The following is a 15,929-nucleotide window of genomic DNA, read 5'->3' on the forward strand; positions in this document are numbered from 1 at the left end:
CAAGGACGGTCAAGTCCGCGATAAACGGAGCGATGCTGGCAAACCGCGCGGCAAATGACGGTTTACAGGTCAGCAGCATACGATCTCGCTGCTGACCTGTTCTGCCACGGCAAATTAGCCTTCGTGTGTACACAGGCGCGGCACAATTCGAAGCAACAGTGCTACACCCTGAATCGATAAGGGGCGCTGGTAATGCGCCCTATCGAGTATCACTCTGCGATCCGCTTTATCGCTTTTTCGATACGCTGACGGCCCGCGTGGGCAAGCTTACCGACCCCGGCTTCCTTGGCTACTGCGTAAACCAGCCCCTCTCCTACGTGACCATGCTTAGTCATTTCATCTACTAAGGCACCTAGTTCGGGCAAGCAGATTTCAGCAAGTGGGCGAATGGCATCGTCATCACCGGGCCTACGAAAGACAACGTTCATATCCGACTCGAGATGAGTCGGCCAGAAGAATGTTCCTGCCTGCTCCTCTTCATGAGATCGGAATCGTGCCCGCGCTATTTGATCGACGCGATCACGAATGCGCGAGCCCGTTCTGACCCAGCCATGAGCACGCGCGATACGCCGTGCAAGCGCCATATCGAGCACAGGCCCCTCCTCTGCCACCACATGGGCAATCATCTGTTCCAAGGTAGCCGTGTAGCTCGCTTCGAAGAATCTGTCTGGATCAACCGCCTTCACAGCCTCGGCAGGGTCTGCTTCCTTGTAAACCAGGTGCTCTACTGGCACATAAGGAATCACGGTATCTTCTGCTGCTTGAGCCGCGGCAGCTCTGGCGTATTTCAACTCTGGCATTGCACCAGACGGATCATTGGCTCCGGCAGCTGAAGTCGAAGCTACAACAGCAACCTGATCCACAACCTCAATGACTTCAGCCATGGCAGCATCGACTTTTAGGCGCTCAGCCTCATGGGCAGCATCGATGACCGCCTGCTTGGCCCTCGATTCGGCAAGCAGTTCGGTGAGACGTTGATGCACCTTTTCTGCGGTTCCCACGGCATCAACCCACCAGTCGGTCGACCAGATCCTAACGATCTCCCAGCCAAGTCCACGCAGCACAAACTCACGCAGCTTGTCGCGATCACGCGCAGTCGCACTGCGGTGATAGGTAGCCCCATCGCACTCGACACCGGCTAGGAAGCGCCCTGGAGCATCAGGGTGCACAACCCCCAAGTCTACTCGGAAGGAAGAGACACCAATCTGGGTATGGATCTGCCAACCCTTCTTGGCCAAGGCAGCAGCGACTGCCTCTTCAAATGGGCTATCGAATCCACCCACACTACCGAAATTAGCTTCAGCCAAGGCCTGCGGCCCACGTTCAGCAAATTCGAGGAAATGCTTCAGGTCACGCACCCCGACGGCTTGCGTCCGAGCAAGGTCAATGTGCTCTGGGCGGAGGGTCGAGAACAGCACCAATTCTTGGCGAGCACGCGTAATTGCAACGTTCAGTCGGCGCTCGCCACCTGGACGGTTCATCGGGCCGAAGTTCATAGACATCACGCCGGCAGCGTCTTTTCCGTAGGTGGTCGAGAAATAGATGATGTCCCGCTCGTCGCCCTGGACACTTTCCAGGTTCTTCACGAACACAGGCTCGAGCTCAGACTCAGCGAAGTACGAGTCGAGCGACGGATCCCTCCGGCATGCCTCATCGAGCATGTCCATGATGAGCTTCTGCTGCTCACCGTTGAACGTGACCACTCCCACAGTACGACGGCTCTCACGGAAGGCCGGTGACTGAAGGCGAGCAACAAGGTCAGCAACTAGGGCTCTTGCTTCAATCAGGTTGGTACGTGAGCCGCCCTTGTCGTAAACACCAGCAACTGGACACAGCCTCACAGCCTTATCAGCCGTGAATGGCGAAGGGAACGTCACCAGCTTCGAGCCGTAGTAACGCTGGTTGGAGAACGCGATCAGGCTCTCGTGACGGCTGCGATAATGCCAGTTCAGGTTGCGCATCGGCAGGTTCGCGCTGATGCATTCATCCAGGATGCTCTCGAGATCCGCTTCGACATCCTCATCATCAGCAGTGGACTCAGCCCGGTCAAAGAACGAGGTCGGCGGCAGCTGTTTCGGGTCACCTACCATCACGACCTGCTTTCCTCGCGCCATCGCACCTATTGCATCCCAGACCGGAATCTGAGAGGCCTCATCGAAGATGACGAGGTCGAACGGGGTTGAGGCTGGCGGCAGGTATTGGGCAATCGAGAGCGGGCTCATCAGCAAGCAAGGCGTCAGCTTGGTGAGGGCTTCTGGTGCCCGGGTCATCAACTCACGCAATGGAATATGCTTGGTTTTCTTGCCCATCTCATGACGCAGCAAGCCCCACTCTGAAGAGCGGCTCACGCTGTCCTGACTTGGCAGGTCAGCACACAGCCGAGCACGGAGCCAGTCCTTCGTCAGCTCGGTGAACTTGTCATCCAGCGCTCGGAAATCGCGAATACGCTGTTCATGCTCAACGCTGACAAATGTCCGGATCACTTCCTCGTTATCGACAGTGGTATTCAGCCACCAGCGAGCATAATTCACCTCGAAGACGCGGCGGACTTTTCCGGAGGTGATGGCTCCGCTTTCCATGGCCTGGACAATTGGGGCGAGGCCAACGGCGAAGGCCTCATCGCGCACCTTCCTCCAGGCACACCATGCCTTGAGTCGCGCCTCGGACGAAACTACGGTTTCGCAATTTTTCTTGAGGTCATTCAACGAAAGGTGTGAGGTCTCATCAGCACCGGCCTCGGTGAAGTGACCGATCGAAGTCAGATGCGATGAACGCTCCTGCAACAACGCAAGCTTTTCGCGCAGGCCAACGCCTGCGAGAGCTATCGCACCTTCAGGCTCTAGCAAAGCGTTGCCATCGCCCAAGAGCGTTTGAAGGGGAGCCTTGTAAGCTGCAATCTGCTCCGGGTTCAGCGCGAGCTTCGCAACAGCAGTTGCTACCTGCCCTTGGAACACCACAGCCTGACGTGCAATCTCAAGCTTGGTCTTCAGGTCACTCCAGACCGGTACCAGTTCTCGCAGGTCAGCCAGGTCGGACAGATCACGTTCAACCGCTGCCCGCTCCTTCAACAGATCGAAGTCACCTTTCAGCAAGGCTCCACAGCGGCCCTCCTGCACTTCTGGGTGATCATCAACAAGGCGACCACGTTCTTCGATATCCCGACGCTCAGCCTGGAAGCACAGCGCTGCAGTAAGGAGTTCAATGTTAGTGTCCTTGCCGCACCAAAGCTGCTGAGTGCTCGAGCCAAGGTCGGACAAGGCACCCATATCGCTATCAAGGCGAGTCAGCGTGCGAAGCCGTCGCAGTTCTTCCTTCAATGCATCACCCAGCTGGCCTTGCTCGACCAACTGGAGCCCATCATCGATCCAGTCCGAGTCTGATTGCTGGAGCCGAATGGCCTCTTGAAGTTTGATCGACGTCGAAAGCTTCTCAGCGTCAGACTTAGAACCTTGCCAAACGGCAACGCACTCTTGCCCTGGCTCAAGCTCATCAATAGCGCGGCGCACGGCACGTATTTCTGCCCAGGTGGCTAAATCCTTACCTTGATCGGCCTCGCCTGCAGAGGTTTGAGTCGGGGCTAGCAAACCTGCGATACGACGCTTACCGAACCAGGACTTTGGCCAGAACGATTCCTCAGCCTCCTTCCACTCTCTCAGCAACAAATCGATGTCGAGCGATTCGATCGTATCGCCATAGGTCGCACTGAGCTGCTGCTTGAGCTCTACTATTTGGCTAAGCAGTGCCACCGCCTGAGCAAGCACATCGGTGACACTTTCCGGCCAGGCCGGGCTGAGCTCACCGAATATGGTGCGACGTTGCTGCAGCAGGTCAATACCCTGCTTCGCATCCGCCACAACGCGAGAAGTCCAGAGCGGCGAAAGCTTAGCGTTTAGCTCTCGATGTTGTTCAACCCACGCACAGCCATCGCTCAGCCGTTGAGAAATGGAGCGGGCTTCAGGCCGCAACGCGAAGCGCCAATCCTGTCCTGCTGCCGCGGGTAGTGCCTGGGAAAGGACTGACAGCCCCTCCAGTGCACCCGGGGTGTATTCCGAAGCTAGGAGCCCAGCCAACTCAACGAACCGATCAGCCGCACACTGGACATCCAAGACGGCAGGCAACACATCACGAGCCGCCTGCACGAACTGTTGTTGCCAATGAGGTGACCATTCCGCTTGACCAACTGCGGACAACGCATTACCAGCAAGCAGGCTGTAGCCCACAGCCTGCGCGTTCACTTCGAGGCGATCGCCCAATTCACGAAGCTCAAGCATGGCCTTGTGGTCATGCGTGTCAGGTGACGCCCAGCCAACAGGGGCAACAGCTTCATCAACACCCGAAGTGACCGTGCCAATCGCATCGTAGATGGTGTAACCGTTGCGATGGCGCCGGTGCAGTCGCTCGACGTAAATGTTCAGGCTGTCGCGCAGCGTTGCGAGACGCTGAGCCTCAACCTCCCATGCAGCGGAATCGACCTGCCCTTTTGCCTCCCAAGCGGACTGCAGCTGGGCCAGCACATCAGTTTTCCGAGCCTTGCTTGAGTGCAACTCGAGGCAGAACTCACCCAAGCCAATCTCACGCAAGCGACGGTACACGACATCCAGCGCGGCGATCTTCTCCGAGACGAACAGCACGCGACGCCCTTGGGCAATCGACTGGGCGATCATGTTGGAAATCGTCTGGCTCTTGCCAGTACCGGGTGGGCCGATGAGCACAAAGTCTTTGCCCTTGGCTGCAGCCATCACTGCAGCCAACTGAGATGAGTCAGACGGCAGCGGGCAGAAAACGTCTGTCGGGCCGTAGTCGCGATCCAGCGATTGCGCCTCTGGGAACGGTGTATCCGAAACGAACGAATCGCGTGGGGTATCCAGAAGGTGCTGAACGACTGGGCTCTGCCGCAGGTGCTCAGCGTTCTCGGCCAGATCCTTCCACATGAGGTATTTGGCAAACGAGAACATCGACAGCACGACGTCTTCGCTCAACTCCCAACCTGGGATGTCCTTGATGGCATGGCCAACTTTGTTCCAAATACCGGCGATATCAAGTCCAGAATCGTCCCGAGGCAATTCGTGCTCCAGCGACCCCAAGCCCAATTCGAAATCCTGTCGAAGCATCTCAATCAGGGTGGGGTTGAAGCGCGGCTCATCATCGTGAAGCACCATGGTAAATCCGGAGCGAGCGCTCTTGCGCTCCAGCGTAACCGGTATCAAAACCAATGGCGCCTTGTACTTCTGCCCTGCTCTGTCCTCGCGTGTCCAACTCAGGAAGCCAATGGCCAAGAAGAGCGTATTGGAGCCGCCTTCCTGCAGCGCTGTACGAGCACCTCGGTACAGTTCGGTGAGTCGAACGTCCATCTCGTTGGATGTCAGCGCAACAAACACCTCTCTGCGATTGAGGGCATCCTCGGCATGCCGGCGACGAACATCCTCACGCTCACGTTGCTCATACAGAGCGCGCTCCCGCGGATCAGCACCATCCATGAGGTCTGGGCGGGTGAGCAGCTTCAGCGACTGACCACTGGCCAATACGTCCTCGAGGGCTCCTGGATCTGGGGACTCCAGCTTCAGCGCCCGCTTGCCTGTCTTGAAGTTCAAGAGGTTGTTTCGAAGCGAGAGATCCAGGAGTTTGCGCTGCCACCGGCCAAGTCGGTCTGCTGGGTCGAGCTTGGAAAGGTCTTCGACCACTACCTCGTGGATCTCATCAGGGATTCCAGCCCCGTCCTCGACCAGGAGCGTCGGAGAGTCCACCGGAACCTCATCAGCAATCCGTGCGATCTGAGCCTCAGCACTTGCGAGTGGCTTGATCCGTTGCAGTCGAGCCCGGCGAATGTCGAGCAGCATTTCAAATTCGCTGTCCGCGTCTTCGGCAATCTGCTTCTCACCTCTCTCGACTGCGTAAGAGAAGGTTGGGACAGGATTCTGCGTACTGAGCGTCGTTTCAAATAGAACCAGTTCCCGCAGCTTTACCCGCTTGCGTACCGCCGTCACATCATCGACAAGGGCAGTAGTGAATTCCTCGGGCTTCATCCACAACCCCGCGAAAGCGTGACCGCGGGTGAACACGATGACTGGGTTCAGCCCGATTTGCTCCAGGGCAGCGCAGAATAGCAGGGTAAGATCCATGCAGGTTGCCAAACCAGTATCGGCAATCTGGCTTGGGCTTCGCACCTTTTGACCTGACTGTTCAAAACTTGCCGGCGGCAATGCATAGTCGAGCTTCATCCGTGCGACGGCGCTCCAGACCGCAGACGCCAGCTGCCAAGCTCGCTTCGCGCCACCCTCGTAACCATCCAGCGATGAGCACAGTTCACTTTGGCGAAGCAACTCAGCCGTCTGCTTCAAGAGTCGTTCAACTGCCGCATCATTCGGCTGCACGAAGGCAGCCGTCATGTCAGGAATATGCCGCAACCCACCCCACTGATTTCGGGGCAGAAGGTCTACGACTTGCTCAAAACGGGAGACCTCCTTTCTGCCGCTCTCGGCTTCCTTGTCGTCCGCCTCAAGCACGAAGGTGAATGTCGACAGCTCAGCTTCGGTCAGACGACTAAGCAACGGGCCGTCCAAGACCAGATCAAGACCAGGAATGATCCGGAAGCTATCTGCCCCAATCTCGTCGATCCGCCACACCTTGGCCTTGAACACCTCAGGTTCTGAGGTCAATGTCAGGGTCGCATTAACGAAACGGTCTTCGGTCTCGTTCGCTATACGAAGTTCGCGAATTACGGGAATGGCGTTCTGGAAGTCGGCAAGGTTCAGCTTCGCCACAAGGGTGGCAAGGATCTTGACTTCTTTAGATGGGATTTCTTCTTGAGCAGCGGGGGGCTGAACGATGTCGTCCATGCGCAACCTTCCTTGTTGTGATGCTCAAGGGAGTGCCGGACAGACCGGCCGCGAAGGGATCCTCTTGAGCTGAGGGCGGGATGATAGCGCTTCCTGCTTCAGGCGTAATGATCCTTTGGTCGTTCGCTGATGCTTAATCTGTTCAGCTAAGCAGCGATCTGCAGTAAAGCGCAGATGCATCCTGACTTGCCACAGACCTATCAGCTCTATCGGGTGTAAAAAATTAGTATCAAAGGTTTTTCAAAAGTGGCACAAAACTGCAAAAAGTCACATCAAGACTGACTAGTTCAAGGAAAGCCAGCCACCTAAAACATTCCAGCGAACTATAAGCTAGATGTATTGGACTCAATACCTATCAATCTCGTCTCAATGTTACTCAAGCCGTCATACACAACTTTTGCATAGGAATGTTCACCAACCCAGTTCAGCTCATTTTTTATTTCTGATAAATCATATTTTATATCATCTAGCTTTTGTGAAACCTCTTCATTGATAGCGACAAGCCGTTCCAGAAGCGTCTCAATATTTTCAGTAGGCATAAAAACTCCTTTTCAAAGCAGAGGAAACGGTCTGGTAAGTTCTGCGCAAAGTGGTTGGAGGCTGGGCTAGCTTGGCTGCAAATAGACATTTTGAGGCGCAGCTTGCAAATCGAACAGTGGCGCAGTGCCATCATTAGCATAAAAATGACCTCCTGTGGAAGACCTACGCTTCGTAGTACCGCTTCATCGCCTCAACAGCGCTAGTGCTCAAGGCCACCGCGGCGCTGTTCGATCAGGCTCAGTAGCGATTTTATAGCCACACTCTGCGGCTTGGTTAAATCGTGCTGGTGAAAAATTCTCCTCGATCAGCCAGGTTGCTGATCAAGGACTCGCCCTTCAATTTGAATACATCAATTGGCGATACCGAGATACTTGCGGAACAGGTTCTGAATCGCCCTGAGCTTCGTAGGCACCTCTTTGTCTTGCACTGAGGCCAATAAAGCTAGTTTTATAAACATCAATTGATGAACGGCCGCATTCGTTTAGAGGACTTTGAGTCAGTAATCTCCGGCCCGTGAGTGGCTTATGAACATTTGACATCGCCCACTTGTTAAATCGTGTGTAGCGTTGGTAAGTTCATGTACGTGATGTCTCGTGATGTTTCGTACTGCCGGCATACTGCTTCATGACCTGGACATGCTCATCATTCGGCCTGGCGATTGCCTTGGAGCTCAACACGGTCGCTCAGCCGGTCCTGCATCGATGCACTGCACCGATGTAGGCTCCTTGCTCCTTCCCCACACCATGCCAGTCGCCGGCGCCTTCTCATGGGGAGATTTCATCTGAATCAACAGTCAGGTGCACACGATCCAAACCTGATCATCACTCCGGGTGGAACTCGATAGCCAGCCAGATGCAGTCCGAATCGGAGTAGTAACGGTGCCATGGGTACGTCGGAAGGCCGTTCTCTTCAACATGAGAGAACGGGTCATGGGTGTAGCCAGGCGCCATGACGATCTGCTCGTAGAGCGTGCTCTCGTCACGGTCCACAAACTTCTGGATGCGCCCTACCCCATGGATCTGAGTATGGATTTCCAGAAAGGGGTGCTCGTTATGCATGTAGCAATCAGTACCTGTCGGCGCCCACCACAGGTTGATGCGAACGTTGTAATCCCGGACATCAGATGCCTCTTCACGCTGATTGGCGAAGACGAACGGATCAAGCTTCACCGACCCCACGTGGTCATAACGAGAGATGTACAGCGGAGTCGTACGAGGGAATTTGGCAAAGCGGTTGCCGAACCAATCCCATTCTCCAAAAACCAGCCCGCCCAGATTGGTTTCGGATTGAACACGCAAGACCGCGACGCGCTTGGCGCTGGTAATGATGCCGTTGAACAAGGTGGCCGACTTCCACCCCGGGATTACACTCGGTACCGGGCCGCCGATGTGCATGGGCTCATGGTCGAGGTTCACCACGACACCCCCTGCCACGGTAAAATTCCTGACGTTCTCAACAAGATAACTTTCTACAAACTCGTCCGAGAACTGCAATGGGCGCTGAATGTTAGTTTCCATGTGGTCATCCTCAATCTTCAAAAGCAAATGGGTTATAAACATGCAGTCTGCTCGCGGCCGTTTACCAACTAGCCGGCGGCCACACCATCATCATTCCCACCAATATTCTACTTGCGCACCAAAGTTACTATCATGATTAGCACCTCCAAACGGCCCCGTGGTAGACAAGGCTGATCCTTCTGCAATGGCATCAGCTGCACGCTGGGCAACATCGTTCCACCAGGCGTAGGTGTAATAGAATCTGATTTCAGGTCGATCCCAGAAGCCTGGGCCTTTAGGCGACCAGGTCGGCGCGACAGTGAATTTCGTCAGCTTGCGAGTGCCATCCGAAGCCTCTATCTGATCTCGCCCGATTTCTGTAACAATTTTGAATTGGTTCGTGATTGCATAGATGGGGCGCACACCCACGGATGTCCACTCCTGGCTTCCACCATCGTCCCGGATATCTTTCTGATATACCGCCTGAACCTGCCCGCTCCACTTTTCTGACATTTTCCAGTCAAAGTACTCGACCGCCCGCCAACTGCGATTAGTACGATCCAGGGTGACGTCACCGGTGTTGCCCAAGCCGGTTCCTGGCCCTTCACCGTATTGCAACGCGACGGTATTGACCCCACCCAGAAACGCATCCTGCTTGTGCTGCGCGGTCACGGCCCAACCACTGTTGCTGTCGTCTCGGCTCGGCTTGTCAAGAAAGCTGACGCCGAACTCAAGGTGACCATTGGGGTTGGAGCGAAAGCCACTTACGTTGAAGTCGTGCCGACTGACATCGTTCTTCTGGAACACGCTGTCTTTTCGCGAGAATGCGTAGCTGTATTTCAAGCCGTCGTATTCGAAGTTTTCGAGACCTGCGCCGGTAGCGCTTTGATCCCAATAATAGAAGTCCGAGATATGGATATCATTGCGCTTATAGAAACGACGACCCGCCCAGAGCGAACCACCGTTCAAGAAGCTGACATTGCTCCACTCGGTGTACATCTGGTTCATCCTGGCATAGCCGTAGTCGCCGGTAAAATCCAGTGAATGTCCATACGCATTGTATAACTGAGCCATCCCCTCAAGACTGACAACAGAACCGTCATCGAGCGTCAGGACATCTTGCCGCAAACCAAGTTCTATATACTGTTCACATTCGTTACCCAAACGATACTTTGAAGGTGCGCCGGGCAATTGAAAACAGGATTGCGTGCCCCCCGACGTTGCCCCACCGACCCCACTACGCATATAGCCGCTAAACTGCACTGCTTCTGACGCCGCAGACACACTGAATAAGACCGGAACGGCCAAGCAAATACGCTTACCGAGATTCATACCATTTCCTTTTTTCTTGTCATTAATTCGGATTGGCAGCACGTGACACGCATTGCGCGCGTCATAAAAGCGAAGTTCTAATCTTTATGGATTCTGACGGTGATAAGACACAGGCCGCCGAAGCGGCCCGGCCCGTACTACAAGACGGCTTAGAAGCCGCGGTTCTTGACGTACTCGTCGCGCAGGTCACCCAGGTAGGCGGGAACAGTAATGTCCCACCAGCCAGTCGGGTGCATGTTGCTGTACGGACGCTCGATGGAACAAATGGCCTCAACCAGGTACGGCTGACCGGATGCCATGGCGCGCTTGAGCGCAGCGCCGATTTGTGCAGGATCTTCAACGCGTTCGGCTTGTGCACCGAGCGACTTGGCGAAATCTGCGATGTTGGCCATGTAGCTGCTGCCGTCTGGCTTGCTGAAGTTGGTGATGATTTCGCGGTCCTCACCGAACATGTTCAGCTGCAGGTTGCGAATAGCACCCCAACCGCCGTTGTTGATGATGAGGAAGATCGCCGGAACCCCCATCATCACTGCAGTCGCCAGCTCCTGACCGGTCTGCAGGAAGGCACCATCACCGCACACCGCTACAACGTGCTGGTTTGGCAGGCCCATCTGGGCGCCGATTGCGGCTGGTACAGCGAAGCCGATACCGGAGAAACCACCCGGGGTGATGTGCTGCTTAGGCCCATATACCGGAAACTCGTTGAAGACCTGGTTTTGCGGGTTGCTGGAGTCGGTAACGACCACAGTATCGCGTGGCAGTACCTTGCGTGCCTCGAAAAGCACCTGGGATACGCTCATCGGCGAGTGGTTGCAGGTACGCAGCGGATGCAGGTGCTCTTCCCACTTCGCCTTCAGTTCCTGCAGGCGCAGGAACTGAGGATCGCTGGTGTAGTCCTTGGCCGGTGCAGCCTCACGCAGGCCTGCCAGCAAGGCGTTCAGGATGGCACCGGCATCGCCCACGATACCGATTTCAGCTGGGTAGTTCTTGCCGATCTCGAAGCCATCGATGTCGATCTGAATCAACTTGGTCTTCGGAATATCGAAGGTCACACCTGGACGATACGACGAGGTGATACGGTCGCTGAAGCGGCAGCCAACGGCCAGAATGACGTCCGCTTCACGGGTCATGGCATTACCCGGGATCGAACCCAGGTCACCACACGGCCACGCGTATAGCGGGTGGTCTTCAGGGATGGAGCCTTTACCCATGAAGGAAGTGGTTACAGCGGCGCCGACGTGTTCTGCAATGGCAACCAGGTCAGGGCTGGCATTGGCAGCAATTACCCCCCCACCGGCGACAATCACCGGGCGCTGGGCGCAAAGCAACAGCTTGACCGCGTTTGCGATGTCGACGGGGTCGCCATGCAGACGACCGTGAGAACGGTGAGTCTGGGGTGCTGGCAGATCAATTGCGGCCTCTTCGGCTTGCAGATCCTGCGGCATGTTGATCAGCGCCGGGCCACGACGACCTTCCAGCATGACGTTGAAGGCCTGGGTCATTACACCAGGGATCTGATCAACATGGCTTGGCTGCCACCAGCGCTTGACCACCGGCTCGGCCATACGTGGGAAGTTGTCCGGATGCGGACGATCCAGCTCCTGTAGAACGCCTTTACCCATCATGTAGGTGTGCACACCGCCGCTGATGACCAATTGCGGCAGGGAGTCGGCGAACGCTGTGGCGATGCCGGTCAGTGTGTTGGTGGCACCTGGGCCGATCGATGCGCAGACTGCGGCGATCTGGCCGGTCGCACGGTAGTAGCCGTCGGCCATGTGCGAAGCGCCTTGCTCGTGCATAGCAGGAACAAGTGTGATTTCGTCTTTGCGATCAACAAAAGCGTCGAGCAGCGCAGTATTACCATGACCAGGAATGCCGAATACGTAAGGCACTTTTTCGCGGATCAAGTATTCGACAATGATTTCGCCGCCGGTCATTTTCTTTTTTGTATCAGCCATTTGCTGTTCCTCATTATTAAATAAAAGCTACTGCGAGCTGGTCGCACACATCAGTTCTGCATTCACGCCAGAGCGGCGCTGGCGGAACGCTTAACGCCTCACGGCGGCTCCATAGATCAAGGCCTTGGCCTTGGCTTCTGCGGGTTGTTTGGTGACATCGATGCCGAAATCTTTTTTCAGCATGTGATCGGCAGCCCGGAAGGCATTCGCTGCGATGGTCAACGCCGGGTTGACAGCGGCAGACGACGGCATGAACGAAGCATCAATCACGAAAAGATTGTCTTGATCGTGGCTGCGGCAATATTGGTCCAACGCCGACGTCGCCGGGTCATTGCCAAACTTCACAGTTCCGCACTGGTGCGAAGTGGAGTGCTTCAACAACGGCTTGGTCAGTACAACCGGATAGCCACTCAACCTAATCAGCGACGCCAACTTCTTAACCAGGACTTTATGCGGCTTGAGATTGTTACGACGGATGTCGAGCTGGACCTTTCCATCCTTCCACAGCACCCGGTTGTTTGGATCAGGCAGATCTTCAGTAAATGCAATCCAATCGATACTGTGCTTCGCCATTGTCACGCCCACGATCTTCGGCAGGTATGGCACATTGGCGGAGAGCATCCCACCTTGAAGCTTGCCCAGCATCTGGGCGTGTCCCAACGGGAACGAGTAGTCATCAGCGCCAAAGTAGAACTCGTTCATCTGAAGCGTCTTTTGGAACACCGTGTCGTTCTCTTTCAACGAGAGGCCCATGAGCGCCGTCTGGTTGTGCGCCATGTAGTTGCGGCCTACCACCCCAGAGCTGTTCGCCACACCGTCTGGCGCCTGGGCACAGGCCGACCTGAGCAAAAGCGCAGCACTGTTGATCGCACCGCATGCCACGACGATCAGTTTCGCAGTCAGCACCTCGACCTTGCCGCTACGCATGACCTCAACGCCTGTCACCTGATTGCCGTCCTCGGAAAGCAGCAGGCGTTGAACAAGCGTATTGGTCGACAGTGTCACTCGCCCGGTGGCCAAAGCTGGCTGAATCAAGGCCGTCTCAGCTTCGCTCTTGGCACCTACGCGGCAAGGAAAGCCGTCACAGGTCTTGCAGCGTATGCAATTGCCACCTTCAAAGTGATTCAGGCCCAACGGAAGTGCCGAAGTGCGTGCGCCGTACTCGCGCATCGATTTCGCCATCTTGGCGACGACGGGCTCGGTGGCCATCGCAGGGTACGGGTAGGCCTGGCTACGCCAGGGCGCGCTTGGATCGTCCGTGTCGTCGCCGTGAACGTTGAAGATCTCCTCGGCTTCCTGGTAGTAAGGCTCGATGTCCTTGTAGCGATAGGGCCAGGCTGGCGACAGGCCTTCAACGTGAAGCAGGTCGTCGAAATCTTTCTCACGGAAACGGATCAGCGATGCACCATAGAACTTGGTGCAACCCCCTACGTTGTAATAGATGCTCGGGCGAAACGCTTCGCCCTTGGCGTCCAGCCAGGTGTCGTGCGCGGTGTACTTCTTTTCGAAGAAGACCGAAGACACACTCCAGTTGTCCTGCTCGCGAGGAACCCAGTCGCCGCGCTCAAGGATGAGCACATTCACACCATTCTCAGCCAGACGACGGGCAGTGGCCCCGCCACCGACCCCGCTGCCTATTACAATGACATCAGGTTTTGTTTCCATCTTGTTCTTAGCCTCACTAATCACGTAACAGGCAGCTAACTGATGCGTCACAGGGCTGAACCTCCAACCTCTACCCACAGGCTCATCTCGGGCCCATGAAGCAACGCTAGTGGTGCCAGTATTTGCACTACGGCTTTCGAGCTCAATTTCGCAGCCCCCTCCAAAGGCGACGCACACTGACGCACTAAGTGAGCCCCCCAGCACGGCACGCCGCAGCCCCCCGAACTAGAGGGGTTGCGTGTGATTTAGCAACGTTGCTGGAGCCGCCCATGACGTGATTGGCACACGCCTAACTGTGCTTTAACGCTGGAACGCGTCGACTACGGAGCACAAGCCCCGGTCAGTGATCGGCATGTTCATCGCAGGTGACGCACTGGTGTACGGATTTCGAGGCATCCGGTCTGCCAGATGGGCCAGTCAAGCGTCTATCACCGCATGCTTCATGGCTGCGGCCAGCTGCAGCGGGTATAGCAGCCATCTGCTCGCTCGCCTCGACTAATCGCCTGAACAGTTGCACGCTCGCTCAACCCCCGCCGATGGCGTGCACCACCTCAAGCCTGTCGCCTTCGCAAATCTCGGTAAGCGAATAAAGGCTTCGAGGAACGATATCCTGATTGAGCTCGACAGCTATGCGCCGATTGGAAAGTCCAAGAAGCTCGATCAGTCTCTCAACCGTCGCATCCAAGGGGAGATTGAAGTTTTCTCCATTCAGACTTACACGCACTTTTGCACCTCAACAAACCGGATGACACCGAACACTATGTACGGCTGCGGGAACGAACCGCTGGAACCAGGAAGAACACGATCGTCAACATGGCAAGAACCGGAGTCATCGCCATTCGCAACCCGAAGTGCTCTCCCAAAAAACCAAGCATCGGGGGACCGACCAGGAACGCGAAGTAGGCCGCCGTTGAGGCAATCGACACGCGAGCCTCCGGATCATTGGGCGTATCACCCGCGGCAGAAATACCAATCGGGAATCCGATGGAGACGCCAAGCCCCCAGAGCAACGCTGCAAGCCCGGCGAGTATCGGGTGGTTGATGAAGATCACACCTGCCAGGCCCGCCACGCCTAGCCCCAGGCAGGCCCGCAACACGCGATCACGACCAAAACGCTCGATGAAGTAGCTTCCAGCAAATCGCCCTATGGTCATCACGGCGGTAAAACCGGCATAGACGATCGAGCTGGCAGCGCCGCTGTAGCCATGGCCATCCACCATCAACAGCGGCAGCCAGTCGCTCGCCGCCCCTTCAGCCAGTGCAATTGCGAGCACAAGGATGCAGATCAACAGCAGCCGAACATCTTTCAAGTGCAAAGCCAGGCTGGGTGATTCAGCCGTCGAGTTCCCCTGCCCCGCCACCGGTCGCCTGCCAAGTCCCGGTCGGATGTGTCCCAAGGCAGTAGCCGCGATCACCATGCCCACTCCCACCGCGCAAAGCAGATGCAGGGCCACGGGAAACTTCATTGCAGTGAGCGCTATTCCGCATACAGCCCCTAGAAACGTCCCGAAGCTGAAAAAGCCGTGCAGTTGCGTCAGCACTGATCGTCGAATGATCTGCTCGACATTCGCTCCCTCTATGTTGAGAGCAATTTCGGCGGTTGCCATGCCGAGCCCGAAGGCAAACAAGCCTGCCGCCACAACCAGGGCAATGGAAAGTGACGCACCCACTGCCATGATCGATAAACTCAAAACAACTGATGACACCCCAAACGATACGATGGGTTTGGTTCCGAAGTGCCGAACCAGTACCGCAGCGCTTAACACGCCAATGATCGAGCCCAAGGAAAGCCCGAACAGCACCATCCCCATTTCTGCGGTTGTGGCAGAGAGGCTGTCCCGAATATCTGGTGTGCGGGACACCCATGTCGCCATGCAAAGACCAATGATGAAAAACAGCGAAAAAAGCGCTCGACGGCGCTTGTAAATCGTGGCGTCAATTAGCCCCTCTGGAGCTTTCTCAACCGCAATATCAATGGAACTCACACCATCCTCCGTAAACTCCGCTGACAGCGGCCATTGCAGTGCTCACCACGCCTTGAAGAGTATTGATCAGCCCACCCGATGCGAACCATTTCGCAGCCCGGCCCACATCGACGCGAA

8 protein-coding genes are annotated in these 15,929 nt (G+C 56.0%); all 8 read right to left on the minus strand.

From position 1 onward, the window contains the following. Positions 1–209 precede the first annotated feature (209 nt). Positions 210–6,836 (minus strand): DUF3320 domain-containing protein, encoded by a 6,627-nt coding sequence (locus V9K84_RS08490; RefSeq protein ID WP_088515019.1) that lies wholly within the window; start codon positions 6,834–6,836, stop codon positions 210–212. 323 nt (positions 6,837–7,159) lie between these two features. Next, the gene (locus tag V9K84_RS08495; protein ID WP_143516650.1) at positions 7,160–7,375 is read right to left on the minus strand and encodes a hypothetical protein; all 216 of its coding nucleotides are present in this window, start codon (positions 7,373–7,375) and stop codon (positions 7,160–7,162) included. A gap of 822 nt (positions 7,376–8,197) precedes the next feature. Continuing rightward, the gene (locus V9K84_RS08500) at positions 8,198–8,893 is read right to left on the minus strand and encodes a hypothetical protein (RefSeq protein WP_088515128.1); all 696 of its coding nucleotides are present in this window, start codon (positions 8,891–8,893) and stop codon (positions 8,198–8,200) included. A gap of 90 nt (positions 8,894–8,983) precedes the next feature. After that, positions 8,984–10,117 carry a carbohydrate porin gene (locus V9K84_RS08505; protein WP_256582844.1) on the minus strand — a complete coding sequence of 378 codons (1,134 nt, stop codon included), beginning with the start codon at positions 10,115–10,117 and terminating at the stop codon, positions 8,984–8,986. A gap of 236 nt (positions 10,118–10,353) precedes the next feature. Beyond that, positions 10,354–12,162, minus strand: coding sequence for a thiamine pyrophosphate-binding protein (locus V9K84_RS08510; protein WP_168186847.1), 1,809 nt, complete (start codon positions 12,160–12,162; stop codon positions 10,354–10,356). A gap of 90 nt (positions 12,163–12,252) precedes the next feature. Then, positions 12,253–13,827: a GMC family oxidoreductase gene (locus tag V9K84_RS08515; RefSeq protein ID WP_088515129.1), complete on the minus strand. Its 1,575-nt coding sequence runs from the start codon at positions 13,825–13,827 to the stop codon at positions 12,253–12,255. Positions 13,828–14,350: 523 nt separating this feature from the next. Next, positions 14,351–14,551 carry a sulfur carrier protein ThiS gene (gene thiS, locus V9K84_RS08520; RefSeq protein ID WP_043859783.1) on the minus strand — a complete coding sequence of 67 codons (201 nt, stop codon included), beginning with the start codon at positions 14,549–14,551 and terminating at the stop codon, positions 14,351–14,353. Between the two features lie 34 nt (positions 14,552–14,585). Next, positions 14,586–15,812, minus strand: a complete 1,227-nt coding sequence (locus tag V9K84_RS08525; protein WP_200893442.1) for an MFS transporter — start codon at positions 15,810–15,812, stop codon at positions 14,586–14,588. Positions 15,813–15,929: the final 117 nt, after the last annotated feature.

It is taken from the genome of Pseudomonas sp. AE27 (assembly GCF_037113495.1).
In the GTDB taxonomy this organism is placed as follows: domain Bacteria; phylum Pseudomonadota; class Gammaproteobacteria; order Pseudomonadales; family Pseudomonadaceae; genus Aquipseudomonas; species Aquipseudomonas palmensis.